The sequence below is a fragment of the Frigoribacterium sp. MEB024 genome (genome assembly GCF_000878135.1).
In the GTDB taxonomy this organism is placed as follows: Bacteria; Actinomycetota; Actinomycetes; order Actinomycetales; family Microbacteriaceae; genus Frigoribacterium.
The window spans coordinates 184,964-209,430 of sequence record NZ_JXQZ01000001.1 but is presented as its reverse complement, the minus strand read 5'-3'; the positions used below and the strand labels follow the sequence as shown (position 1 = coordinate 209,430).

The following is a 24,467-nucleotide window of genomic DNA, read 5'->3' as shown; positions in this document are numbered from 1 at the left end:
TTTCGGAGGGATGCGGAGCGTCGGTCACCCGACGGGTGACGACTCTAGCGCGGGGGCGTCGGACCCGAGAGGGTCAGGAGGCGGAAGGGGCCGCGCCGGACGCCAGGTCGGCGGAGACCTCGGCGAGACGTTCGACCCCTCCGTCGGCGAGGGCTCGGACGAAGGCCGAACCGATGATGGCACCGTCGGCGTATTCGAGTACTTCGCGGACCTGCTGGGCGGTGGAGATGCCGAGACCCACGCAGGCGTTCTCGACGCCCACCTCGCGGAGGCGGGCGACGAGGGTGCTCGCCGCTGCGTCCACGTCGGTGCGGGCGCCGGTGATGCCCATCGTCGAGACGGTGTACACGAAGCCGCGACTGCTCGCGACGGCCTGTCGGAGGCGCGATTCACTGGACGACGGAGCGGCCAGGAAGACCCGGTCGAGGTCCGCCGCTGCGGCGGCGGTCACCCATGCGTCGGCCTCGTCGGGGATGAGGTCCGGGGTGATGAGCCCGGCGCCGCCCGCGGCCGCGAGGTCGTCGGCGAAACGCTGGACGCCGTACTGCTCGACCGGATTCCAGTAGGTCATCGGGATGACGGGCGCGTCGACGCGCGAAGTGATCTCGCGGATCGCCGTGAAGACGTCGCGTACACGGAACCCCTCGGCGAGCGATCGCTGCGTCGCGGCCTGGATCACCGGCCCGTCCATCACGGGGTCGGAGTAGGGGATGCCGAGTTCGATGACGTCGATGCCGTTCTCGGCCATCGCCACCGCGGCCTCGATGCTCGTGTCGAGATCGGGGAACCCGACCGGCAGGTATCCCACGACGGCACCGCTCCCGGCTTCTCGCCGAGCCCGGATCGCGTCGCCGACCTTGCTCGTTCCGCCCGGAACCGCGGCGGTCACAGCTGCTGTGCCTTCTCGTCGAGGACGCCGAAGTACCGGCTCGCGGTCGAGACGTCCTTGTCGCCACGCCCGCTGAGAGAGACCAGGATCGTCCAGTCGGGGTGCTCCAGGCCGAGCTTGATCGTGCCCGCCAGTGCGTGTGCCGACTCGATGGCGGGCATGATGCCCTCGGTCTGCGAGAGGAGACGGAAGGCCTGCATGGCCTCGTCGTCGGTGATCGGCTGGTACTCGGCTCGTCCCGTCTCGGACAGCCAGGCGTGCTCGGGGCCGACACTCGGGTAGTCGAGACCTGCCGAGATGGAGTGGCTCTCGAGGGTCTGACCGTCCTCGTCTTGCATGAGGTAGGACTTGGTGCCCTGCAGGTTGCCGATGCGGCCGAGCGTGATCGAGGCCGCGTGACGGCCCGTCTCGACGCCGTCGCCGCCAGCCTCGAAGCCGAACAGCCGGACCGAGGGATCGTCGAGGAACGCGTGGAAGATGCCCATGGCGTTCGAGCCGCCGCCGACGCAGGCCGTGACGGCGTCGGGCAGGGCACCGGTGAGGTCGAGGACCTGCTGGCGGGCCTCTTCGCCGATGATCTTGTGGAAGTCGCGCACCATGGCGGGGAACGGGTGCGGGCCGGCGACGGTGCCCAGCACGTAGTGCGTGGTGTCGACGCTGGCCACCCAGTCGCGCATGGCGTCGTTGATGGCGTCCTTGAGGGTGCGGGAGCCGGTCGTGACCGAGACGACCTCGGCCCCGAGCAAGCGCATCCGTGCGACGTTGAGCGCCTGGCGCTCGGTGTCGACCTGGCCCATGTAGACGACGCACTCCATGCCGAAGAGCGCGGCTGCGGTGGCCGTGGCGACGCCGTGCTGACCCGCCCCGGTCTCGGCGATCAGACGGGTCTTGCCGAGCTTGCGGGCCAGCAAGGCCTGACCGAGCACGTTGTTGATCTTGTGCGACCCCGTGTGGTTGAGGTCTTCGCGTTTGAGGATGATGCGGGCGCCGCCCGCGTGCTGGGCGAAGCGCGGCACCTCGGTGATGATCGACGGCCGACCCGTGTAGGTGGCGTGCAGAGCCGTCAACTCGGCAGCGAACTCGGGGTCGACGGCGGCGGCCTTGTACGCCGCGTCGAGCTCGTCGAGAGCGGCCACGAGGGACTCGGGCACGAAGCGCCCACCGAACGAACCGAAGTACGGGCCCGTCTCGTCGCGTAATGCCATGGTCAGACCTCCAGGAAGCGGGTGATGGCGTCGGCGGGGTCGCCGTGGGTCACGAGGGCTTCACCCACGAGCACGACGTCGGCGCCCGAGCGACGGTAGTGGGCGACGTCGTCGGGAGACGAGACGGCCGACTCGGCGACGCGGGTGACGCCCGCCGGGATCGATCCGGACAAGCGGCCGAACAGGTCCCGGTCGAGTTCGAAGGTCGTCAGGTCGCGAGCGTTGACGCCGAGGACGGTGGCGCCGGCATCGAGGCCTCGCGACACCTCGTCGGCGGAGTGCGCCTCGATCAGGGCCGTCATGCCCAGCTGCCGGACGAGGTCGTGCAACTCGACGAGACGGCGCTGCTCGAGCCCGGCCACGATCAGCAGGACGAGGTCGGCGCCGGCTGCCCTGGCCTCGAAGACCTGGTAGGCGTCGGCGATGAAGTCCTTGCGGAGGACGGGGACGTCGACGGCGGCGCGGACCGCTTCGAGATCGGCGAGGGAGCCCTTGAACTTGCGGCCCTCGGTGAGGACGCTGATCGCGCTCGCTCCCCCGGCCGCGTAGGACAGGGCCAACGACGCCGGATCGGCGATCGCCGAGAGATGGCCTCGAGACGGGCTCGCGCGCTTGACCTCGGCGATGACCTTGACGCGGTCGGCCGGGGCGAGGGCGTAGCGGGCGTCGAGCGCGGGGTCGCGCGAGAGAGCCGCCGCCTCGACGGCGGCGAACGGAAGGGACTCACGGCGTGCTGCAGCGTCGGCCACGGCACCCGCGTACAGGTCGTCGAGCACCTAGTTGTGGGCCTTCGGCACGTAGCGGTGGCCGCCGACGCCGTAGCCGGCCTTCTTGAGCACGAGACCCACGACGAGTCCGACGACGACCAGGCCGGCGGAGGCCCAGACGATCCACGGGACGTCGAGGAAGAACGCCAGGGTGCCGATGGCGAAGCCGACCAACATGATGACCACGGCGGTCCAGGCCGCGGGCGAGTTGCCGTGCCCGAGGTCGTCGGCCGTCTCGGTGTCGCGGCCCTTCGAGCCGGAGTCGACCTTCGCCGGGGCGTTCTTCAGGGGCGCGTCGCCACCGGAGGGGGTGCTCGTCGTGTTCGTGCTCACAGTGCTCCTTGGATCAGGTCGGTTCGGGGGCCGAGTCTACCGGGTACGGCCCGGCTCGGTGGGGCTCGACCCGCCCTCGTCGAGGTGCGAGGGGGCGTCGGTCGGGTCGTCGCCGCCCGAGAGCGCGTCCCAGGCGGCCGCGGGGTCGGCCGCAGGATCCGCGGCGACGAGTCGCGTCGCGGAGTACTTGCGGGTGGCCTGGGGCCAGGCGCCCGCGAGGAGCACGGTGGCGACGCCGAGGAGGGCGGCCAGCACGCCGGCCACGAGCCCGAGCCAGGGCCAGGCCGTCGGCTCGACCGACGAGACGATGCCCCGGATCGAGTCGGTGCCGTCGACGCCCGTGGCCGTCGTCACGGCGCTGCCCGACGCGCGCACGGGGTCGGCCAGGGCCGTCGCCGTCGTGACGACGACGCTGACCCCCAGCGCCACCTGCAGCACCCCCAGGACGACGCGGAACACCCGACCGGCGATCGTGAGCGCCCCGAAGAGTGCCAGGCTGGCCAGCGAGAGGGCGGACAACGGCGCACCGGCGACGTCGCCGGCGACGTCGAGGGGCAGGTCTCCACCCTGGGGTGACGCCACGACGACGTGGAACCAGTCCTGTGTCCAGGACAGCAGGGCGAGCCCCGCGAGCAGGATGCCCGCCAGGATCGTCGTGAGCTTCAGGCGTCGAGCGGGCATCAGCGCAGCCGTGTCATGGCGTTGGCGACCGCGACGGCACGCAAGGGGGCCGCGGCCTTGTTGCGCGCCTCCTGGTTCTCGGCGACCGGGTCGCTGTCGGCGACGAGTCCGGCACCCGCCTGGACGCGGGCCACGCCGTCCTGGAGCAGGACGGTGCGGATCGCGATCGCGACGTCGGCCGAGCCGGCGAAGTCGAAGTAACCGACCACTCCGCCGTAGACGCCCCGTTGGGCCGGCTCGAGCTCGTCGATGATCTCGAGGGCCCGGGGCTTGGGGGCACCCGACAGCGTTCCGGCCGGGAAGGTGGCCCGGAACGCGTCGATGGCATCCTTGCCGGGCGCCAGGTCGCCCTCGACGCTGGACACGAGGTGCATGATGTGGCTGAACCGTTCGACCTGCATGAACTCGGTGACCTCGACGCTGCCCGGGGTGCAGACCTTGAGCAGGTCGTTGCGGGCCAGGTCGACCAGCATGAGGTGCTCCGCGCGTTCTTTGTCGTCCGAGGCGAGCTCGTCGGCGTAGCGCTGGTCCTCGTCGGGCGACGCGCCCCGGGGCTTCGACCCGGCTATGGGATGCGTGTAGGCCCGGCGGCCGTCGACCTTGACCAGCGCCTCGGGCGACGAACCGACGATGGTGTACGGCCGACCCTGCACGTCGTCGAGCGTCACGAGGTACATGTACGGGCTCGGGTTGAGCGTCCGCAGCACCCGGTAGACGTCGAGCGGTTCGGCCGTGACCTCGTGGTCGAAGCGCTGGGAGATGACGACCTGGAAGACGTCCCCGTCGTGGATGAACTGCTTCGACCGCTCGATGGCGTGCGCGTACTCGTCGTCGGTGGAACGCCGGGTGGGTGTCGCTTCGATCGTCAGGTCGACGTCGGACAGGAACGTCTCGCTCGGGGCCGCGAGCCGGGATTGCAGGTCGTCGAGACGCGATTGCGCGTCGTCCCACAGGACGTCGGGGCCGTCGGTGCCGTCGTTCAACACGGTCGCGACGAGCAGGACGGCACCCGTGCGGTGGTCGAGGGCCACGAGCTCGGAGACGAAGCTGAGCGCCTGCGAGGGCACGGTGAACTCGGCCGGTGGCACGTCGGGCAGGTGCTCGAGCTCGCGCACGGCCTCCCAGCCGACGAAACCGACCAGGCCCCCGGTGAGGGGCGGCATCCCGTCGATGCGCGGGGTGGCCCACCGGTGGTGCAGGGCGGACAGCACCTCGAGCGGGCGGCCGGTGGCGTCACCCAGAGCCCGCCCGCGGTCGATGCCGTAGTCGATCCACCGGGCCTCGCCCTCGTCGGTCGTGAGGACTCCGAACGACGAGACGCCCACGAAGGACCACCGGGACCAGATGCCGCCCTGGGCCGCCGATTCGAGCAGGAAGCTGCCGGGCCGACCGTCCGCCAGTTTGCGGTACACCCCGACCGGGGTCTCGCCGTCGGCGAAGAGGTCGCGCACGACCGGGACGACCCGATGGCCGGCGAGCCGGGCGTCGAACTGGGCCCGGGTCGTCGACGTGCGGATCGGGGCGTCAGCCACGGGGACCTCCGGTGGGGTCGGTGTCGCCGGACGGCAGGGACGACGAGACGGTGGCCGGCTCGAGCGGGTCGACCTCGAAACAGGAGTGGGAACCCGTGTGGCAGGCAGCGCCGATCTGCTCGACCGTGACGAGAAGCACGTCGTCGTCGCAGTCGAGGGCGGCGGCACGGACGAACTGCGCGTGACCGGACGTGTCGCCCTTCCGCCAGTACTCGTGACGAGACCGGGACCAGAAGGTGACGCGCCCCTCCGTGAGCGTGCGGCGGAGGGCTTCGGCATCCATCCAGCCCATCATCAGCACGTCCTTCGTGCCCTCCTGCTGGATGATCGCGGGCAGCAGGCCCGACGCGTCGAACCGGGCGCGGGCGACGACGGGCTCGACCGTCTCACGCGTCAGCTGGTCGGTCATGATGTGCTCCTCGGTGCGGTGCGGTGCGGTGCGGTGCGGTGTCGCGGGGTCGGGTGCGGGTTCTGAGGAGTGACGGCCCGCCTCAGCGGACGATCGCCCCGGACCGCGCCAGTTCGTCCTTGACCTGGCCGACGGTGAGTTCGCCGTTGTGGAAAACCGAGGCCGCGAGCACGGCATCGGCGCCCGCCTCGATGGCGGGGGCGAAGTGCTCGAGCCGACCCGCCCCTCCGGACGCGACGACCGGCACCCGGCTGAGTTCGCGCATGGCGCGGACGAGTTCGAGGTCGAAGCCCTGCTTGGTGCCGTCGGCGTCGATCGAGTTGACGAGTAGTTCGCCCGCCCCGCGTTCGATGGCCTCACGGGCCCAGGCGAGCGCGTCGAGCGTCGTCTCGGTGCGGCCGCCGTGGGTCGTCACGACGAAGCCCGACGGGGTGCCCATCGACCGCTTGACGTCGAGCGAGAGGACGACCGCCTGAGCTCCGAACCGGTCGGCGATCTCGCCGATGAGGTCGGGCCGGGCGATGGCGGCACTGTTCACACCGATCTTGTCCGCGCCGGCCGCCTGCAACCGCGCGACGTCGTCGGTGGTTCGCACGCCGCCGCCGACCGTCAACGGGATGAAGACCTGCTCGGCCGTCGCCCGGACGACGTCGTACGTGGTCGACCGTGCGTCGACCGTGGCCGTGACGTCGAGGAAGGTGATCTCGTCGGCGCCCTGCTCGTAGTAGGTGCGGGCCAGCTCGACCGGGTCGCCCGCATCCCGAAGGTCGAGGAAGTTGACACCCTTCACCACGCGGCCCGCCGCCACGTCGAGGCACGGGATGACCCGGACGGCGAGGGACGCGTCCGCGGCGACCCCGCCGGTGGCGACCGCGTCGTCGGCGGGCACGGCTACAGCCTCGCGGCGTGGATCGGGCTGACCAGGATGGCCCGGGCACCGAGGTCGTAGAGGGCGTCCATGACCTGGTTCGTGTCGGACCGCGGGACCATCACGCGGACGGCGGCCCAGTCGCGATCGTGCAGCGGGGACACGGTCGGCGACTCCATGCCGCCGGCGACGGCGGTCGCGGCGTCGAGCTTGGCGACCGGGACGTCGTAGTCCATGAGGACGTACTGCCGGGCCACGAGCACGCCCTGCAGGCGGCGGTGGAGGACCGCCAGGCCGTCGACGTCGGCATCGGACGAGATGAGGACGGCGGTCGATTCGAGGATGACCGGCCCGAAGATCTCGAGGCCCGCCGCACGCAGGGTGGCACCGGTCGAGACGACGTCGGCCACGGCGTCGGCGACGCCCAGCTGCACCGCGCTCTCGACGGCGCCGTCGAGCGGCACGAGGGTCGCGGTGACTCCGTGGCTCTCGAGGAAGGAGCCGACGAGGCCGGCGTAGCTGGTGGCGACCCGGGTGCCCTGGAGCTGGCGGAGATCGGCGAAACGGCCGGGAGGGCCCGCGAAGCGGAAGGTCGAGCCACCGAAGTCGAGGGGAGCGACCTCGTGGGCCGGCGAGTGCGAGTCGAGCAGCAGGTCGCGGCCCGTGATGCCGACGTCGAGCGCGCCCGACCCCACGTAGGTCGCGATGTCGCGCGGACGGAGGTAGAAGAACTCGACGCCGTTGCGCGGGTCCTCGACGTGGAGGGTCTTGGGGTCGCGGCGACCGGTGTAGCCGGCCTCGGCGAGCATGGCGGATGCGGTCTCGCTGAGCGATCCCTTGTTGGGCACTGCGACGCGAAGCATGGGTTTCTCTGTCTGCTGGGGTGCCGCGCGAGCGGCGTGACGAACGGGGGTGGCGGAGGCCGACTCAGAGATGTCGGTAGACGTCGGCCGGGGTGATGCCCTTGGCGATCATCATGACCTGCAGGTGGTAGAGCAGCTGGGAGATCTCTTCGGCGGTCGCGACGTCGCCCTCGTACTCGGCGGCCATCCAGACCTCGGCGGCCTCTTCGACGATCTTCTTGCCGATCTGGTGCACACCGGCGTCGAGTTCGGCCACGGTGCCCGACCCCTCGGGCCGGTCGCGGGCCTTGTCGCTGAGCTCGAGGTACAGGTCGTCGAAGGATTTCACGACGTCAAGGCTACCGTCGCGGCGGCCGCTCGGAGTGCAGCGATGTTGTCGACGGGCGACCCGCCGTAGACGGCGGACCCGGCGACCACCGTGTCGGCACCGTTCTCGACGGCCGTGACGATGGTCTCGGTCGTGATGCCGCCGTCGACCTCGAGCCAGACGTCGAGCCCGGAGGCGCTCACGGCGGCCCTGGCGCGCGTCAGCTTGGCCATCGTCTCGGGCATGAAGGACTGCCCGCCGAAGCCGGGCTCGACGGTCATGACGAGGATCATGTCGTACGCGTCGAGGGTCTGGAGATAGGGCTCGAGGTCGGTGCCCGGCTTCACCGCGACGGATGCGCGGGCCCCGTTGCTGCGGATGGCGCGTGCCGTGGACACCGGGTCGGTCGCGGCCTCGGCGGAGAAGGTGACCGAGAAGGCACCCGTCTCGGCGTAGCGGGGCGCCCAGCGGTCGGCGTCGTCGATCATGAGGTGCAGGTCGAGCGGCACCGGGCTGACCTCGCCGAGACGCTGCACGACGGGCAGCCCCAGGGTGAGGTTGGGCACGAAGTGGCCGTCCATGACGTCGACGTGCACGAGGTCGGCGGACGAGATGCGCTGGAGGTCGCGTTCGAGGTTGGCGAAGTCGGCCGAGAGGATGCTGGGGCTGATGCGGATCGACACGAGACGAGACTACCGTCCGGCACGTTTCTCGATCAGGGCCACGAACATGGCGTCCGTGCCGTGACGGTGCGGCCAGAGCTGGACGAACGGTGCCGACGCCAGGTCGACCGACCGGCCGGCGATGCGCTCGACGCCCGCCGTCGCGTCGAGCAGCACGAGGTCGTCGTCGCGGCCCCGGAGCCCGGCCTCGACGACGCCGCGGGTCTCGGCCGTGTGCGGCGAGCAGGTCACGTACGCCAGGACTCCCCCGGGCGCGAGGGCGTCCAGGGCGCTGGCGAACAGGCGCGACTGCAGGGCCGTGAGCTGTCCGACGTCGGCCGGTTGCTTGCGCCACCGGGCCTCGGGTCGACGTCGCAGGGCCCCGAGACCCGTGCAGGGCGCGTCGAGCAGGATGCGGTCGAAGCCTCCGGGCTGTTCCGCCCCGAACCGTGTGGCGTCACCCTCGAGCACCTCGACGTCGCCAGGGACCGCCTCGAGGGCCTGTCGGACGAGACCGGCCCGGGCCGGGACGAGCTCGTTGGCGACGAGGTGGGCGCCTGCGCGGGCAGCTTCGGCGCCCAGCAGGGCGGCCTTGCCACCGGGGCCGGCGCACATGTCGAGCCAGCGTTCTCCCGACTCGGCGGGCCGGTGGCGGCTGAGCAGCAGTGCCGCGAGCTGTGAGCCTTCGTCCTGCACGCGGGCGCGCCCCTCGCGCACGGCCGTCTGTTGCGCCGGGTCTCCCCCGCCGCTCGTCGCGGCGAGCGGCGAGAGGCGCCCGCTCGGGGCACCGAGTTCGGAGACCTCGGCGAGCCCGGGCAGTGCGACGAGACTGACCTTCGGGGCGTCGTTGTCGGCCGACAGCAGGTCGACGAGTTCGTCCTCGCGGCCCTCGGCGGCCAGCGAGCGACGGAACGCCCGCACCACCCAGGCGGGGTGCGACCACTCCGCCGCCAGACGGTCGTCGTCCCCGGTCGTGCCGGCCAGGACGCGCGCGCGCCACTCGTCGGGAGTCGACCGCGAGATGGTCCGGAGCACGCCGTTCACGAAACCGGTGCCCGACCGGCTGCCCACCTGACGCGCGAGCTCGACGCTCTCGTCGACGGCTGCGTGGACCGCGACCCGCGTCGAGAGCAGCTGGTGCGTACCGAGTCGCAGGACGTCGAGGAGCGCCGGGTCGATCGCGTCGGTGCCCCGGCGGGCGGCCAGCGCGATGACGCGGTCGTAGTACCCCCGGAGGCGCAGGGTGCCGTAGGTGAGTTCGGTCGCGAGCCCTGCGTCCTGTGCTCCGAGGCGGGCGCGGACGATGCGTTGCGGGAGCAGGAGGTTCGCGTAGGCGTCGTCCTGTTCGACGGCCCGGAGGACGTCGAGGGCGACCTGGCGGGCGGGCTGGACTCGGCTCATGAGGCGCTCTTCGTGTCGAGGGCGGGGTCTGGTGCGATGTCGGCCGGGGCGGCCGGGGCGGTCGAGGTGGGCGGGGTGACGCGACGGTCGATCCCGCCGGGCAGTCCACGCCACCAGTCGGCTGCCGACATCTCTTTCTTGCCCGCCGGTTGCACCCGGACCAGCTCGACGGGTGAGGAGGCGGTGCCCAGCAGCACACGGCGGCCCCGGGACTCGAGGCGACCGGCCTCGAGCGGTGCCTCGACGTCCGACGTCACCCGCGCCTCCGTGATCTTGAGGGCGGTGCCGTCGAGGTCGACGCGGGCTCCCGGTTCGGGCGTCACGCCTCGGAAGCGGTCGATCAGCTCGGTCGCCGGACGCGAGGCGTCGAGGACTCCGTCCGCGAGGGTCAGCTTGGGGGCGAGGGTGACCTCGCCGGTCTGGGGTGTGGCCACGGCCGTGCCGTCGGCGAGGCGGTCGACGACGTCGACCAGCAGGTCGGACCCGGACCGCGCGAGCTCGGTGAGGAGCACCCCCGCGGTCTCGGCGCCGTCGAGTCGGCGTTCGAGGGTGCCGTAGACATCGCCTGCGTCGAGCTCGGGGACGAGCTGGAACACCGCGGCGCCCGTCACGACGTCGCCCGCCATGAGCGACCGCTGGACGGGGGCCGCACCGCGCCAGGAGGGCAGCAGGGAGAAGTGCAGGTTGACCCAGCCGAGGCGGGGCGCACCGAGCAGGGGCTCGCGGAGCAGGGCGCCGTAGGCCACGACGACGCCGAGGTCGGGATCGAGCGCCGCGAGCTCGGCCGTGACCTCGGGCGTGATGCGTCGGGCCTTCACGACGCGGAGACCGAGGCGGTCGGCCTCGACGGCGACGGGCGTGGGGGTCAGGACGCGTCGGCGTCCCTGGGGGGTGTCGTCGCGCGTCAGCACGGCGACGACCTCGTGAGGGCCGTCGGCGAGGGCGGTGAGCGAGGGCACGGCAGCGGCGGGGCTGCCGGCGAAGACGAGGCGCATGGGGTTCCTGGCGGGTCAGTCGGCGAACGGCTCGACGTCGTCGAACCGCACTCTGAGTGTAGGGACGGCCCGCGTGCGCTTCTGACCGAGCGCCTTGCGTCGGTCCGTCGCGGCACGGATGACCTGGGAGCGGAGGGCCTGGGCCACGTCGTGACCTCGGGAGTAGTCGAAGCGGACGATCGCGCGGACCCCGGCGGACTCGACGTCCACCGGACCGAGGGTCTCGGCACGGACCTCGTCGGGCAGGTCGTCGAGCGCGCGTGCGACGGTGTCGACCGTGCCGGTCACGGTGGCCACGCGGACGGCCGGTGGGAAACGCAGGACACGGCGATCGGCGAGCTCGGCGGAGACGAATCGGGCGAGCTCCCACGTGGCCAGGGCGGAGGCGATCGCCCCGCCCACCCCGACCAGCACCACAGGGGCGCGTCGTGCGGCGAGGGCCGTGGCGTTGGCCCACCAGCGGAGGCAGTCCTCGGCGACGCGGAGGCTCTCGCGCGCGAGCATGCGTTCGCCGTCGAGCAGCAGGACGGCCCGGTAGCCACCCGGGGCGACCGGCTCGGCCCCGCGGGTCGCGACGACGATGGCCGGGTCGGCGTCGACGTGCGTCAGGGCCCGGGTGCCGTCCGACACGATGATGCGGACCCCCGGGAACGCCTTGCCGAGCTCATCGGCGGTCCGTGAGGCGCCGGTGCCGACTGCTCGCATGCGGGTGCCCTCACAGGTGCGGCAGTGCCACGAGACGGCGAGGGCGCCGCACCAGGCGCAGGCCGGGGTCACCCCGCGCTCGCGCTGCTGGAGGGGGCCGTTGCAGCGCAGGCAGCGCGCCGTGTCGCCGCAGTCGACGCAGGCCAGGCGAGGCGAGTAGCCCGGCGAGGCGACCTGGATCAGCACCGGTCCGTGCTCGACCGCGGCCCGCGCCTCGGCGTAGGCCGAGGAGGGGATGCGGGCCTGCGCGGCGAAGCCGTCCGTGGCGGCCTGACGCACGGTCGGCACGACCCGGGGCTGGTAGCGCGGATCGGGACGCACCTCGGCCAGGAAGCCGATCTCGACCAGGCGCTGGACGTCGGTGCTGCGGGAGTGGCCGAGGAACACCAGGGCGGTGTCCTGTTGCGCCTGTCGGAGCAGGGCGGTGTCGCGGGCGTGCACGTAGGGGGCGAGCGGCTCACCGAAGGACGGGTCGCCGTCGTCGAACACCAGGACCAGACCGAGCCTGGCCGAGGGTGCGAGCAGGACGGACCGGTTGCCGACGACGACCACGGGCTCGTCGCCCCGGGCCCGGAGCAACGCGCGGTACCGGTCGGCGTTGGACTGTCGGGAGTCGAGCCGCACGACGCGGTCGGGCGGCAGGACGGCCCTGAGGGCCTGGAGGACGTGCTCTTCGTCGCGGTAATCGGGGACCGCGACCACGGCGTTGTCGCCCGCCGCGACGGCGACCGCGGCGAGTTGGGCGGCCGTCAGCGCCCAATGACCCACCCATGCACCGTCGGGCAACTCGACCAGCAACGGCACGGCGTCGACCGCCGCGCGACCGCGGGACGCCACGAGCCCGGCGAGGTCGGTCGACCGGTAACCGACGACGACCGGGGTGCGATCGCGATCCCCGACGGGCGGCGCGGCGTCCGCTGATGGAGGCGCGGTGTCGGCGGGTGACGAAGTCGCGTCGGTGGGTTCCGGTGGCGGCGAGGACGGGTTCTCAGCGGCCGCCAGGTACGCCTTCTCGACCCGGACCTGACGCGGAGGGACCGCGAGCCGCACGACGTCGCTGGCCGATCCGCCGGCCCGGTCGGCCACGGCACGCGCCAAGCGCCACACCTCGGGTGCAAGGACCGACACGGTGGACACGACATCCTCGATCTCGGAGAGGTCACCGCCGTGCTCGGACGACGACGCGACCTCGACGACGAACCCGTCGGCGATGCGTCCGGCCGAACGGAGGGGAACCTTGACGCGGATGCCCGGGGCGACGCGGTCGCGCAGCCGCTCGGGCACGGCGTAGTCGAACAACCGGTCGAGCTGCGGCAGCGGTGACTCGACCATCACCCGGACGACGCGCGGGCCGCCCTCGACGAGGGCCTCGGCGACCGCCGCCACGGTCAGAGCCCGGCGGCGGCCCGGAGGGCGTCGACGCGGTCGAGCGCCTCCCAGGTGAAGTCGGGCAGGTCGCGACCGAAGTGGCCGTAGGTCGACGTCGCCGAATAGATGGGCCGGAGCAGGTCGAGGTCGCGGATGATCGCCGCCGGGCGGAGGTCGAACACCGTCTCGATGGCGGCCGTGATGACGTCGTCGCCGACGTGCCCCGTGCCGAAGGTCTCGACGTAGAGACCGACGGGTGCGGCGCGTCCGATCGCGTAGGCCACCTGGAGTTCGAGCCGGTCGGCGAGGCCGGCGGCGACGGCGTTCTTGGCCACCCAGCGCATCGCGTACGCGGCGGATCGGTCGACCTTCGAGGGATCCTTGCCCGAGAACGCGCCCCCGCCGTGACGGCTCGCACCGCCGTAGGTGTCGACGATGATCTTGCGGCCCGTGAGTCCGGCGTCGCCCTGTGGGCCCCCGATCTCGAACCGGCCGGTCGGATTGATGATGAACCGCGTGTCGGCCGACGAGAGCCCTGCCTCGTCGAGGACGGGGCGGATGACGTGTTCGATGACGTCGGACTCGAGCTGTTCGCTCGAGACGGCGGGTGAGTGTTGCGTCGACAGGACGACGGTGTCGACCGTCTTCGGTACGACCCCGTCGTAACCGACCGTGACCTGGGTCTTGCCGTCGGGCCGGAGGTAGTCGAGCGTGCCCGACTTGCGCACGGCCGCGAGACGCTCGGCCAGCCGGTGGGCGAGCCAGACCGGGAGAGGCATGAACTGGGGCGTCTCGTTGGTGGCGTAGCCGAACATGATGCCTTGGTCGCCCGCACCCTGACGGTTGAGCAGGTCGTCGTCGCCGCCACGCGCCTCCAGGGCGGTATCGACGCCCTGGGCGATGTCGGGAGACTGCGACCCGATCGAGACCTCGACGCCGCAGGTGCGACCGTCGAAGCTCACGGCGGACGAGTCGTAGCCGATGCCCACGATGAGGTCGCGCACGATCGTCGGGATGTCGACGTAGCCCTTGGTGGTGACCTCGCCGGCGACGTGCACGAGCCCCGTCGTGACCATGGTCTCGACCGCGACCCGGCTGGCGGGGTCGACCGCGAGCAGGGCGTCGAGGATGCCGTCCGAGATCTGGTCACAGATCTTGTCGGGGTGGCCCTCGGTGACCGATTCGGACGTGAACAGTCGCAGGGAGGTCGATGCCGTCGTGGCGGGGTCGGTCGTCGTGTCGGTCAGGCTCACGGTGTTCCTCTGGGTGTCGATCGGGGTGCGGACGCGATGAGGCCCCGCGGGATGGACTCCCGGGGGCCTCGTCAGATGATAGGACCGACCACCGTCAGAGAGGTCGGTCGTGTCGTCGCGCTACTCGGCAGGAGCCGCGAGCGGCTTCACCTCGAGCTTGTCCTCGTTGATCTCGTGCATGGCGACCGAGAGGGGCTTGTCGTCGATCGAGCTGTCGACGAGGGGGCCGACGTTGTCGAAGAGGCTGCCCTCGTGCAGGTCGGCGTAGTAGTCGTTGATCTGACGGGCGCGCTTGGAGGCGAAGATGACGAGTGCGTACTTCGACTCGACCTTCGACAGCAGCTCGTCGATGGGCGGATCGATGATGCCCTGGTTCTTGTCGGCCATTGGTTGCTCCTCGTGTCGATGGGGGTCGGTGCCGGCACCGCTCGGGACGAGCGTGGGCACCAAGATCGGGGCGCGGGTCACGCGCGGGTGCGGCCCGGTTCGGGCGCAGTCATCAATTCTACGACCTCACGGGCCGCTTCGGCCACGTCGTGGTTCACGACACGCGCGTCGAACTCGTCCTGGGCGGCCAGTTCGACCTTCGCGGTCTCGAGTCGGCGCTGCTGTTCGGTGGCGTCCTCGGTGCCTCGACCGATGAGTCGACGGACCAGTTCGTCCCAGGTGGGCGGCAGCAGGAAGACGAGCACGGCCTCGGGCATCGCGGCCCGGACGAGACGGGCGCCCTGCAGGTCGATCTCGAGCAGGACGCTGCGACCCTCGTTCAAGGCGGCGTCCAGCGGGGGGCGAGGCGTGCCGTAGCGATAGGAATTGTGGACCGTGGCGTACTCGAGCAGTTCGCGATCGCGGATCATGCGGTCGAACTCGGCGTCGTCCACGAAGTAGTAGTGCACCCCGTCGACCTCGCCGGGTCGTGGGGCTCGTGTCGTCGCGGACACGCTGAGATGCACGTCGGGGTAGTTCTCGCGGATGTAGGTCGAGACGGTGCCCTTGCCCACGGCCGTGGGACCGGCCAGGACGACCAGACGGGACCGCAGGCGCCCCTTGGCCTCGCGGACGGCGAGCCAGTCGCCGAGGATGCGGCGTTGCCTGACCCCGAGCCCCCCGACCCGTTTCGACTCGGCGATTCCGAGGTCGGTCATGATGCGGGCGACGCGGGTCGGTCCGATGCCGGGGATGCTGGTGAGCAGCTCTCGGACCCGGAGCGACCCCTCGGGACTCGTGGGTTCGCCGGCCCAGGCGGCCTCGGCGACGTCGAGGGCGCTGCGCGTCCGCGAAGCGACGGCGTTCTTGACGGCGGCGCGGCCTCGCCGTGCCGCCACGGCGGCGCGGGCAGCCGCGGCACGGTCGACGGGAGGCGGGGTCAGACGAGGCACGAACGCACCTCGTCGGCATCTCGGCGGACCGCGTCCGGAAACCCTGCCGGGCCCGCCGAGAGGAGGGCGCGGGAGGCGGAGACCAGCACGGCGCCGGCGGCGGGTCCGAAGAGTCGCGGAAGGTCGGCGTAGGTCGCACCCTGGTGACCGAACCCCGGGGCGAGCACCGGCGTCGTCGTCAGCCGGGCGGCGTCGATGCCGTAGTCGTCGAGGTCGACGGTCGCGCCGAGCACGAGGCCGACGCTGCCGAACGGGGCGTCGCCCGCCGTCTGGTTGTCAAGGAGCACGTCGTCGACGATACCGCTCGCGACGGTCCCCTCCGCGCCGTGGACGTCGGTCCGGATGGCCGTCTGCGTCGCCAGCGCCTCGACGTTGGACGTCGCGGCCAGCACGAACACGCCGGCGCCGACGGCCCGCGCGCGGGTGACCAGCCCGGTCAGGGAATCGAAGCCGAGATAGGGCGAGACGGTCAGCGCGTCGACCCGCAACGGCGACGACTCGTCGAACCAGGCGTCACCGTAGCCGTCCATCGTCGAGCCGATGTCGCCCCGCTTGGCGTCACCGATCTGCAGCAGGCCCCGCTCGCGTCCGGCCTCGAGGACGTCCTCGAGGGCCGCGAACCCCGCGGAGCCCCAGCGTTCGAAGAACGCGACCTGCGGCTTGACGACCGACGCCGAGCCGACGAGGCCGTCGACGACGCGCAGGCCGAACTCGCGCACGCCCGAGGCGTCCGACGAGAGGCCCCACTGGTCCAGGAGGTAGGGGTGGGGGTCGATGCCGACGCAGAGCGGACCGGTCGCGGCGAACGCCGCCGCGAGCCGGTCGCCGAACGACGAGCTCACCGTCGGGCCGCCCGGGCGAGACCGTAGTCTTGGAGGCTCGTGACCTCGAGGTCGCTCTGCACGGCCTCGATCGAGGCGACGGCGGCTCCGAGCTGCGCGATGGTCGTGAAGAGCGCCTTGTCGGCCGCCACGGTCGCCGCACGGATCTCGTAGCCGTCGGCCCGGGCGCTCGACCCGCTCGGGGTGTTGATGACGATGTCGACCTCGTCGGCGTTGATCAGGTCGACGACCGAGTGGCCCCCGGCGCTGAACTTGTCGACCGTGTCGGCGTGGATGCCGTTGCGCACGAGGACGGTGGCCGTCCCCTCGGTCGCCAGGATGCGGAACCCGAGCTGCTGGAGGCGCAGCACCGGCAACACGATCGCCCGCTTGTCACGGTCGGCGACGCTGACGAAGACGGTGCCCGACGTCGGGAGCCCGCCGTAGGCGGCCGTCTGGCTCTTCGCGAACGCCCGGGGGAAGTCGCGGTCGATGCCCATCACCTCTCCGGTCGAGCGCATCTCGGGGCTGAGGACGCTGTCGACGACCTGCCCCTCTTTCGTACGGAACCGCTTGAACGGCAGCACGGCTTCCTTCACCGAGATCGGCGAGTCGAGGGGGACGTCCGAGCCGTCCTGAACGGGGAGCAGGCCGGTCTCGACGAGATCGCGCACGCTGTGCCCGACCATGATCAGCGAAGCCGCCTTCGCCAGCGGGATGCCGAGTGCCTTCGAGACGAAGGGCACCGTCCGGCTCGCCCGGGGGTTGGCCTCGATGACGTAGAGCACGCCGGCCGCGATCGCGAACTGCACGTTCAGCAGACCGGACACGCCGATGCCCTTCGCGATCGCGAGGGTCGCGTCGCGGACACGGTCGATCTCGCCCTTCCCGAGCGTGACGGGCGGCAGGGTGCAGCTGGAGTCGCCGGAGTGGATGCCGGCCTCCTCGATGTGCTCCATGATGCCGCCGACGTAGAGCTCGGTGCCGTCGTAGAGCGCGTCGACGTCGATCTCGACGGCGTCGTCCAGGAACCGGTCGACCAGCAAGGGCGCCTCGGGGCCGATGATGGCCTGGTCCGCGACCCGCTCGAAGTAGTCGGCGAGCGACGGGCTGTCGTAGACGATCTCCATGCCGCGGCCCCCGAGGACGTACGACGGGCGCACCAGCACCGGGTAGCCGATCTCTTCGGCGACGGCGACCGCGCTGTCGTAGTCGGTCGCCGTGCCGTTGCGCGGTGCGAGCAGGCCGGCGGCGTCGAGGATGCCCTGGAAGAGGCCTCGTTCTTCGGCCGAGTCGATCGCGTCGGGTGTCGTGCCGAGGATGGGCACGCCGGCCGCTTCGAGCCCCTTGGACAGGCCGAGGGCGGTCTGGCCGCCGAGTTGCACGACGACGCCGACGAGCTCGCCGCTGGCGCTCTCGGCGTGGACGACCTCGAGCACGTCCTCGAGGGTGAGCGGCTCGAAGTACAACCGGTCGCTCGTGTCGTAGTCGGTCGAGACCGTCTCGGGATTGCAGTTGATCATGATCGTCTCGAAGCCGGCGTCGCTCAGGGCGAAGCTCGCGTGGACGCACGAGTAGTCGAACTCGACGCCCTGACCGATGCGGTTCGGCCCCGAGCCGAGGATGATCACCTTGCGGCGGTCGCTGGCCACGACCTCGGTCTCGGTGTCGTAGCTCGAGTAGTGGTACGGCGTCAGGGCGGGGAACTCCCCCGCGCAGGTGTCGACGGTCTTGAAGACGGGACGGACATCGAGCGCGTGGCGGTGATCGCGCACCTGCTGCTCGGAGAGGCCACGCAACTGGCCGATCTGGTCGTCGCTGAAGCCGTGGTCCTTGGCGAGCACGAGGGTGTCGGCGTCGAGCTCGGCCGCCGCGGCGACCTGCTCGGCGACCTCGTTGATCAACACGATCTGGTCGATGAACCAGGGGTCGATCTTCGTGGCGTCGAAGACCTGCTCGGCGGTGGCACCGGCCCGAAGGGCCTGCTGCACGGTGACGATGCGGCCGTCGGTGGGCGTCGCCGACAACGCGAGCAGCGCCTCCTGGTCTCCGGTTTCACCCTGCCAGTGGAAGCTCGACCCGCGCTTCTCGAGCGACCGGAGCGACTTCTGCAGCGCCTGGGTGAAGTTGCGGCCGAGGGCCATGGCCTCGCCCACGCTCTTCATCGTCGTGGTGAGCGTCGTGTCGGCCGCCGGGAACTTCTCGAACGCGAACCGGGGCACCTTGACGACGACGTAGTCGAGCGTCGGTTCGAAGGAGGCGGGGGTCACCTTGGTGATGTCGTTCGGGATCTCGTCGAGACGGTACCCGAGGGCCAGCTTCGCCGCGATCTTGGCGATCGGGAATCCCGTGGCCTTCGACGCGAGGGCGCTGGAGCGCGACACGCGGGGGTTCATCTCGATGACGATGACGCGACCATCGGCGGGGTCCACCGCGAACTGGATGTTGCAGCCACCGGTGTCGACACCGACGCGACGGATGATGTCGATGCTGATGTCGCGCAGGTTCTGGTACTCGCGGTCGGTCAGGGTGAGCGCCGGCGCGACGGTGATCGAGTCGCCGGTGTGGACGCCCACCGGGTCGACGTTCTCGATCGAGCAGACCACGACCGTGTTGTCGGCCGTGTCGCGCATCATCTCGAGTTCGTACTCTTTCCAGCCCAGGATGCTCTCTTCGAGGAGGACCTCGGTGGTGGGGCTCTGGTGCAGGCCGTCGGTGACCATGCGGACCAGTTCGTCACGGGTGTAGGCGAATCCCGACCCGAGCCCGCCCATCGTGAACGAGGGGCGGATGACCAGTGGGTACCCGAGGTCTTCGGCGTACTCGACGGCCTGGTCGACCGTCGTGGCGATGTACGACTTGGCGACGTCGGCACCGGACTCGAGCACGAGCTTCTTGAAGAGCTGGCGGTCCTCGCCCTTCTGGATGGCCTCGACCTTGGCGCCGATCAACTCGACGCCGTGCTTGGCGAGGATGCCTTCTTCGTCGAGGGCGATGGCGGCGTTGAGGGCCGTCTGCCCGCCGAGGGTGGGCAGGATCGCGTCGGGGCGCTCCTTCACGATGATGGCCTCGAGCACCTCGGACGTGATGGGCTCGATGTACGTCGCGTCGGCGAAGTCGGGGTCGGTCATGATCGTGGCAGGGTTCGGGTTCACGAGGATGACGCGCACCCCCTCTTCGCGCAGCACGCGGCAGGCCTGGGTGCCCGAGTAGTCGAACTCGGCCGCCTGGCCGATGACGATCGGCCCGGAGCCGATCACGAGGACGGAGTTGATGTCGTCACGCTTGGGCATCAGTTGCTGCTTTCGATGTCGGAGCCGAAGTCGACGGCCTGGCCGTTCGTGCGGGCGACGACCGCCTCGCGGAAGCGGTCGAAGAGGTGGTTGCTGTCGTGGGGGCCCGCGGCGGCCTCGGGGTGGTACTGCACCGAGAACGCGGGGATGTCGAGGGCGCGGAGGCCTTCGACGACCTGGTCGTTCAGGCTGTAGTGGCTGACCTCCACCCGGCCGAAGCCGGCCGGCGAGTCGAGGACGCCGTCGATGGGCGCGTCGACCGCGAACCCGTGGTTCTGGCTGGTGATCTCGACCTTGTTCGTCGTCTTGTCGAGCACCGGCTGGTTGATGCCGCGGTGACCGAAGGGCAGCTTGTACGTGCCGAAGCCCAGGGCCCGGCCGAACAGCTGGTTGCCGAAGCAGATGCCGAAGTACGGCAGACCGTCGCGCAGGGCACCCTGGAGGAGTTCGACCTGCGAGTCGCTCGCCGCCGGGTCACCGGGGCCGTTCGAGTAGAAGAGGGCGTCGGGGGCGAGGGCGCGGAGCTCGTCGAGGGTGGTGGACTGCGGCAGGACGTGGACCTCGAAGCCGCGCTGCGCGAGGTAGCGCAGCGTCGAGGTCTTCACGCCCAGGTCGAGGACGGCGACGGATCCGATGCGATCGCCCTCGGCCTGCAGCACGTAGGGCTCGACCGTCGACACCTGACTCGAGAGGTTGAGGCCGCGCATGTCGGCCCCGGCGGTGACCAGGGCGAGCTGCTCGTCGGGGTCGAGCCCGGCGTCGGGCCCGCTGAAGATCCCGCCCTTCATCGAGCCTACCTCGCGCAGACGGCGGGTGACGGCGCGGGTGTCGATGCCGCGGATGCCGACGATGCCGTCGGCGACGAGCTGGTCGTCGAGGCTGCCCTGTGCGCGGTGGTTCGAGACCACGCGGCTCGCGTCTCGGACGACGTACCCGGCGACCCAGATGCGGCGCGACTCGGGGTCGGTGTCGTTCACTCCCGTGTTGCCGATGTGCGGGGCGGTCATGACCACGATCTGGCCGGCGTACGAGGGGTCGGTGAGGGTCTCCTGGTAGCCGGTCATGCCGGTCGCGAAGACGACCTCGCCGAGGGTGCGTCCGACGGCGCCGTAGGCGCGACCCGTGTACCGGGTGCCGTCGGCGAGGACCAGCACGGCCCTGTCGGTGGTGGAGGCGTCAGTCAATGGTCTTCTCCTTGGTGGTGCCGGCCCCGGGGGCCGTGGGGACGAGGGTGCGGATCGCGGCGACGACGGGGCTCGGATCGTCGGTGATGCGCAGGTAGGTGTCGAGGTCGACGTCGCCGAGGCGCCAGCCGACGAGGACGAGGCCGTCGCGCTCGACGACACGGTCGATGGTCCAGGTCGCGCGGTCGACGCCTCGCAACGAGGAGGTGCGGATCAGCACGGCGGGTTCGCCCGCGATCTCGAGGCGCACGCCCTCGGCGTGGACGGACACGATCGCCCGACCGCGGAACCCGAGGCCGTGGACCACGACGCGGTCGAGCGGGTCGCCGCCTCGTGACGTCGCGACGTAGAGGGCATCGACCGCCACGAACGGGTCCGACAGGTCGTCGGTCGCGAGGTCGGGGGCGGGGATGTCGGACTGACGGCGCCCGCGGGCCCGCCAGGACCGGGCCATCAGCCCGATCAGCAGCCCGACGCCGACGAGGATGAGCGAGGCGATGATCCACTGGCTCATCGGGCGGACGCCCCCTCGGAGGCGGCGAGGGCGGCGGCGCTGTCGACGAGTCGGGCCGCGTGGGCGACGTCGTCGCTGTCGACGACGCGACCGTCGACCACGGTCGCGTAGCCCTGGTGGAAGGTCGCCCGCACCTGACCGGGCAGGACCCGTCCGAGGTAGGGCGAGTTGCGGCTCTTGCCCGCGAGGTGCTCGGTCGAGAACGTGCGGGTCACCTCTCGATCGTAGAGCGTGAGCTCGGCGGGCTCGCCCACGGCCAGGGGACGACCGTGCCCGGTCACCTGGCCGATGGCGGCCGGGGTGATCGACATCACCCTGGCCACGTCGGCCCAGCCGATCAGACCCGTGTCGACCATGGTGTGGTGTACGACCGAGAGGGCGGACTCGAGACCGACCATGCCGTTGGCGGCGGCGTCCCACTCGCAGCACTTCGCCTCGGAGGTGTGCGGGGCGTGGTCGGTCGCCACGATGTCGATCGTCCCGTCGGCCAGGGCGGCACGCAGCGCGTCGACGTCCTCCGAGCGGCGGAGCGGCGGGTTGACCTTGTACCGCGAGTCGTAACCCGACACGAGGTCCTCGGTCAGCAGCAGGTGGTGCGGCGTCACCTCGGCCGTGACCTCGATGCCGCGCGACTTTGCCCAGCGGATGACCTCGACGCTGCCCGCCGTCGACACGTGGCAGACGTGCAGTCGGGCGCCGACGTGGTCGGCGAGCAGGACGTCGCGGGCGATGATCGCCTCCTCGGCGACCGCGGGCCAGCCGCCCAGGCCCAGTTCGGCCGACAGGGCACCCTCGTTCATCTGCGCGCCCTCCGTCAGCCGGGGCTCTTGGGCGTGCTGGGCGAGGACTCCCCCGAACCCCTTGATGTATTCGAGGGCCCGACGCATCAGCAACGGGTCGGCGACGCAGGACCCGTCGTCGGAGAAGACCCGCACGGCGGCGCGAGATCGGGCCATGGCGCCGATCTCGGAGAGGTGGGTGCCCTTCAGCCCCTGGCTGACCGCGCCGATCGGGCGGACGGTCACGAAGCCCGCGCGCTCCCCCAGCGCCTGCACCTGCTCGACGACCCCCGCGGTGTCGGCCACGGGCGACGAGTTCGCCATGGCGTTGACGGCGGTGTACCCGCCGGCGGCCGCGGCGCGCGACCCGGTCAGGACGGTCTCGCTGCCCTCGCCCCCGGGCTCGCGCAGGTGGGTGTGCAGATCGACGAGGCCGGGCAGCAGGAGCAGGCCGTCGGCGTCGGTGACCGTCGCGCCCGCGCAGGTCAGCCCGGAGCCGAGCTCGACGACGACACCGTCGCGGACGACGACGTCGGTCTTGTTGCCGTCGACGGTCTCGGCGCCCCGGATGAGGTGGGTGGTGGTCACGATGCGTCCTCTCGGTCGCCGGCCAGGGTGAGGTAGAGCACGGCCATGCGGACGGCCACGCCGTTCGTGACCTGCTCGCGGACGGTCGACCGCGGCGAGTCGGCGGCCTCGTCGCTGATCTCGAGACCGCGGTTCATCGGGCCGGGGTGCATGACGAGGGTCGACTCGGGCAGCGACCGGAACCGCATCGCGCCCAGGCCCCAGGACCGGGCGTACTCGCGTGGATTGGGGAAGAACGCGTCGTTCATGCGTTCCTGTTGGATGCGCAGCATCATGACGACGTCCGGTCTCACCTCGGCCAGGGCCTCGTCGAGGTCGTAGCGGACGTCGACGCCGAAGCGGCTGACGTCGACCGGGATCAGCGTGGGAGGCGCGACCACCGTGACGTGGGCCCCGAGCGTCCGCAGCAACCAGGCGTTGGAGCGGGCCACACGCGAGTGCAGGATGTCGCCCACGATCATCACCTCGACGCCGTCGAGGTCGCGCCCACGGCTCGCCGCCCCGTGGACGCGACGGCGGATCGTGAACGCGTCGAGCAAGGCCTGCGTGGGGTGTTCGTGGGTGCCGTCGCCGGCGTTGACGATGCCCGCGTCCACCCAGCCGCTGTCGGCCAGCACACGAGGGGCGCCGCTCGACGGGTGGCGGATCACGATGCCGTCGGCCCCCATGGCGGCGAGGGTCTGGGCCGTGTCCTTCAGGGACTCGCCCTTGGAGACGCTCGACCCCTTGGCGGCGAAGTTGATGACGTCCGCGCTGAGCCGCTTGGCGGCGGCCTCGAACGAGATGCGCGTGCGGGTGCTGTCCTCGTAGAACAGGTTGACGACCGTGATGCCGCGCAGCGTCGGCAGCTTGCGCACCTCGCGGGTGGCCACGTCGGCCATGTCCTCCGCGACGTCGAGGACGCGGATGGACTCGTCGCGCGAGAGGTCGGAGGTGCTGAGCAGGTGCCTCATCGGTTCGCACCCGGGGTGGTGACGGGCGCCGAGGCGGAACCCGCGCCTCCTGCGGTCGTGTCGTCGTCGATGGCAACGAGCTCGTCGTCGTCGACGCCGTGCAGTCGCACGAAGATGCGCTCGACGGTCGAGGTGGGCAGGTTCTTGCCCACGAAGTCGGCGCGGATGGGCAGTTCTCGGTGGCCCCGATCGACGAGGACCGCGAGGCGGACGGCCCGCGGTCGACCGATCGAGCTCAGGGCGTCCAGCGCGGCACGGATGGTGCGGCCCGAGTAGAGGACGTCGTCGACGAGGACGACGGTCTTGCCGTCGATGCCGCCGGAGGGCACCGAGGTGGGGCGGGGCGACCTGGTGGGCTGGCGCCGGAGATCGTCGCGGTACATCGTCACGTCGACGGACCCCACGGGAACGGTGCTGCCCGAGATCGACGACAGGGTCGCGGCGAGCCGATCGGCGAGGACGACTCCACGCGTCGGGATGCCCAGGACGACCAGATCGTCGGCACCCTTGTTGGACTCGAGGATCTCGTGCGAGATGCGCGTGAGGGCACGCGCGATGTCAGCCTGACTCAGCACGGTACGTGTGCTCAATCGGACCTCCTTCCCCGCCTCTCGGGACGGAACTTAAAGGATGTCGTTGTGGGTGGCTCCACCTTATCGGTCCGACGCGCGACCGACGAGTCGACCGGTGACGATCGGTCGACCGGGTCGAGCCTCCG

The 24,467-nt window shown here is 71.3% G+C and carries 24 protein-coding genes; all 24 read right to left on the bottom strand.

Annotated elements, in window-relative coordinates; genetic code table 11:
- Window positions 1-73: 73 nt before the first annotated feature.
- The 24 genes from trpA to pyrR all read right to left on the bottom strand — a co-directional run bounded on the left by trpA (window position 74) and on the right by pyrR (window position 24,339).
- Window positions 74-889, bottom strand: coding sequence for a tryptophan synthase subunit alpha (gene trpA / locus SZ60_RS00945; RefSeq protein ID WP_043592782.1), 816 nt, complete (start codon window positions 887-889; stop codon window positions 74-76).
- Window positions 886-2,094 (bottom strand): tryptophan synthase subunit beta, encoded by a 1,209-nt coding sequence (gene trpB / locus SZ60_RS00940; RefSeq protein ID WP_043592780.1) that lies wholly within the window; start codon window positions 2,092-2,094, stop codon window positions 886-888. The genes trpA and trpB overlap by 4 nt, the downstream gene beginning before the upstream one ends.
- 2 nt (window positions 2,095-2,096) lie before the next feature.
- Entirely contained in the window at window positions 2,097-2,870 is a 774-nt protein-coding gene (trpC, locus tag SZ60_RS00935; protein ID WP_043592779.1) for an indole-3-glycerol phosphate synthase TrpC, read from the bottom strand.
- Complete coding sequence (locus tag SZ60_RS00930; RefSeq protein WP_043592886.1) at window positions 2,871-3,149, bottom strand: DUF6704 family protein; 279 nt, start codon at window positions 3,147-3,149, stop codon at window positions 2,871-2,873. It abuts the gene before it with no gap.
- 81 nt (window positions 3,150-3,230) lie between these two features.
- Window positions 3,231-3,875 (bottom strand): Trp biosynthesis-associated membrane protein, encoded by a 645-nt coding sequence (locus SZ60_RS00925; protein WP_043592777.1) that lies wholly within the window; start codon window positions 3,873-3,875, stop codon window positions 3,231-3,233.
- A complete protein-coding gene (locus SZ60_RS00920; RefSeq protein ID WP_369700674.1) occupies window positions 3,875-5,407 on the bottom strand; it encodes an anthranilate synthase component I in 1,533 nt (510 codons plus the stop codon). Before SZ60_RS00920 ends, SZ60_RS00925 begins: the two co-directional genes overlap by 1 nt.
- On the bottom strand, window positions 5,400-5,816 hold the full coding sequence (gene hisI, locus SZ60_RS17025) for a phosphoribosyl-AMP cyclohydrolase (RefSeq protein ID WP_043592775.1): 417 nt from the start codon (window positions 5,814-5,816) through the stop codon (window positions 5,400-5,402). Before hisI ends, SZ60_RS00920 begins: the two co-directional genes overlap by 8 nt.
- Before the next feature lie 82 nt (window positions 5,817-5,898).
- Window positions 5,899-6,705, bottom strand: a complete 807-nt coding sequence (gene hisF, locus SZ60_RS00910; protein WP_043592773.1) for an imidazole glycerol phosphate synthase subunit HisF — start codon at window positions 6,703-6,705, stop codon at window positions 5,899-5,901.
- A gap of 2 nt (window positions 6,706-6,707) precedes the next feature.
- Window positions 6,708-7,547, bottom strand: coding sequence for an ATP phosphoribosyltransferase (hisG, locus tag SZ60_RS00905; protein WP_043592771.1), 840 nt, complete (start codon window positions 7,545-7,547; stop codon window positions 6,708-6,710).
- 64 nt (window positions 7,548-7,611) lie between these two features.
- Window positions 7,612-7,875 carry a phosphoribosyl-ATP diphosphatase gene (locus SZ60_RS00900; RefSeq protein WP_043592769.1) on the bottom strand — a complete coding sequence of 88 codons (264 nt, stop codon included), beginning with the start codon at window positions 7,873-7,875 and terminating at the stop codon, window positions 7,612-7,614.
- On the bottom strand, window positions 7,872-8,537 hold the full coding sequence (gene rpe, locus SZ60_RS00895) for a ribulose-phosphate 3-epimerase (protein ID WP_043592767.1): 666 nt from the start codon (window positions 8,535-8,537) through the stop codon (window positions 7,872-7,874). Before rpe ends, SZ60_RS00900 begins: the two co-directional genes overlap by 4 nt.
- Before the next feature lie 9 nt (window positions 8,538-8,546).
- A complete protein-coding gene (locus tag SZ60_RS00890; protein ID WP_043592766.1) occupies window positions 8,547-9,917 on the bottom strand; it encodes an RsmB/NOP family class I SAM-dependent RNA methyltransferase in 1,371 nt (456 codons plus the stop codon).
- A complete protein-coding gene (gene fmt / locus SZ60_RS00885) occupies window positions 9,914-10,912 on the bottom strand; it encodes a methionyl-tRNA formyltransferase (RefSeq protein WP_082059747.1) in 999 nt (332 codons plus the stop codon). Before fmt ends, SZ60_RS00890 begins: the two co-directional genes overlap by 4 nt.
- A 15-nt stretch (window positions 10,913-10,927) precedes the next feature.
- Window positions 10,928-13,003: a primosomal protein N' gene (locus tag SZ60_RS00880; protein WP_231567011.1), complete on the bottom strand. Its 2,076-nt coding sequence runs from the start codon at window positions 13,001-13,003 to the stop codon at window positions 10,928-10,930.
- Between the two features lie 2 nt (window positions 13,004-13,005).
- The gene (metK, locus tag SZ60_RS00875) at window positions 13,006-14,232 is read right to left on the bottom strand and encodes a methionine adenosyltransferase (protein ID WP_043592879.1); all 1,227 of its coding nucleotides are present in this window, start codon (window positions 14,230-14,232) and stop codon (window positions 13,006-13,008) included.
- A 126-nt stretch (window positions 14,233-14,358) separates the two neighbouring features.
- Window positions 14,359-14,625: a DNA-directed RNA polymerase subunit omega gene (rpoZ, locus tag SZ60_RS00870; protein ID WP_043592764.1), complete on the bottom strand. Its 267-nt coding sequence runs from the start codon at window positions 14,623-14,625 to the stop codon at window positions 14,359-14,361.
- 77 nt (window positions 14,626-14,702) lie between these two features.
- Window positions 14,703-15,617, bottom strand: coding sequence for a guanylate kinase (gmk, locus tag SZ60_RS00865; RefSeq protein ID WP_043592762.1), 915 nt, complete (start codon window positions 15,615-15,617; stop codon window positions 14,703-14,705).
- On the bottom strand, window positions 15,605-16,459 hold the full coding sequence (gene pyrF, locus SZ60_RS00860) for an orotidine-5'-phosphate decarboxylase (protein ID WP_043592760.1): 855 nt from the start codon (window positions 16,457-16,459) through the stop codon (window positions 15,605-15,607). Before pyrF ends, gmk begins: the two co-directional genes overlap by 13 nt.
- The gene (carB, locus tag SZ60_RS00855) at window positions 16,456-19,731 is read right to left on the bottom strand and encodes a carbamoyl-phosphate synthase large subunit (protein WP_043592758.1); all 3,276 of its coding nucleotides are present in this window, start codon (window positions 19,729-19,731) and stop codon (window positions 16,456-16,458) included. Before carB ends, pyrF begins: the two co-directional genes overlap by 4 nt.
- Window positions 19,731-20,915, bottom strand: coding sequence for a glutamine-hydrolyzing carbamoyl-phosphate synthase small subunit (gene carA / locus SZ60_RS00850; RefSeq protein WP_043592756.1), 1,185 nt, complete (start codon window positions 20,913-20,915; stop codon window positions 19,731-19,733). Before carA ends, carB begins: the two co-directional genes overlap by 1 nt.
- Entirely contained in the window at window positions 20,908-21,429 is a 522-nt protein-coding gene (locus SZ60_RS00845; RefSeq protein WP_043592754.1) for a hypothetical protein, read from the bottom strand. Before SZ60_RS00845 ends, carA begins: the two co-directional genes overlap by 8 nt.
- A complete protein-coding gene (locus tag SZ60_RS00840) occupies window positions 21,426-22,796 on the bottom strand; it encodes a dihydroorotase (RefSeq protein WP_043592752.1) in 1,371 nt (456 codons plus the stop codon). The genes SZ60_RS00845 and SZ60_RS00840 overlap by 4 nt, the downstream gene beginning before the upstream one ends.
- A complete protein-coding gene (locus SZ60_RS00835; RefSeq protein ID WP_043592751.1) occupies window positions 22,793-23,749 on the bottom strand; it encodes an aspartate carbamoyltransferase catalytic subunit in 957 nt (318 codons plus the stop codon). The genes SZ60_RS00840 and SZ60_RS00835 overlap by 4 nt, the downstream gene beginning before the upstream one ends.
- Window positions 23,746-24,339 (bottom strand): bifunctional pyr operon transcriptional regulator/uracil phosphoribosyltransferase PyrR, encoded by a 594-nt coding sequence (gene pyrR, locus SZ60_RS00830; protein ID WP_043592749.1) that lies wholly within the window; start codon window positions 24,337-24,339, stop codon window positions 23,746-23,748. Before pyrR ends, SZ60_RS00835 begins: the two co-directional genes overlap by 4 nt.
- Window positions 24,340-24,467 lie beyond the last annotated feature (128 nt).

What these genes read in the sequence shown, in the direction of transcription:
- trpB (WP_043592780.1), bottom strand. Translation starts at nt 2,094, where the DNA reads ATGGCATTACGCGACGAGACGGGCCCGTACTTCGGTTCGTTCGGTGGG.
- SZ60_RS00925 (WP_043592777.1), bottom strand. Translation starts at nt 3,875, where the DNA reads ATGCCCGCTCGACGCCTGAAGCTCACGACGATCCTGGCGGGCATCCTG.
- hisI (WP_043592775.1), bottom strand. Translation starts at nt 5,816, where the DNA reads ATGACCGACCAGCTGACGCGTGAGACGGTCGAGCCCGTCGTCGCCCGC.
- hisG (WP_043592771.1), bottom strand. Translation starts at nt 7,547, where the DNA reads ATGCTTCGCGTCGCAGTGCCCAACAAGGGATCGCTCAGCGAGACCGCA.
- SZ60_RS00890 (WP_043592766.1), bottom strand. Translation starts at nt 9,917, where the DNA reads ATGAGCCGAGTCCAGCCCGCCCGCCAGGTCGCCCTCGACGTCCTCCGG.
- fmt (WP_082059747.1), bottom strand. Translation starts at nt 10,912, where the DNA reads ATGCGCCTCGTCTTCGCCGGCAGCCCCGCCGCTGCCGTGCCCTCGCTC.
- rpoZ (WP_043592764.1), bottom strand. Translation starts at nt 14,625, where the DNA reads ATGGCCGACAAGAACCAGGGCATCATCGATCCGCCCATCGACGAGCTG.
- carB (WP_043592758.1), bottom strand. Translation starts at nt 19,731, where the DNA reads ATGCCCAAGCGTGACGACATCAACTCCGTCCTCGTGATCGGCTCCGGG.
- SZ60_RS00845 (WP_043592754.1), bottom strand. Translation starts at nt 21,429, where the DNA reads ATGAGCCAGTGGATCATCGCCTCGCTCATCCTCGTCGGCGTCGGGCTG.
- SZ60_RS00835 (WP_043592751.1), bottom strand. Translation starts at nt 23,749, where the DNA reads ATGAGGCACCTGCTCAGCACCTCCGACCTCTCGCGCGACGAGTCCATC.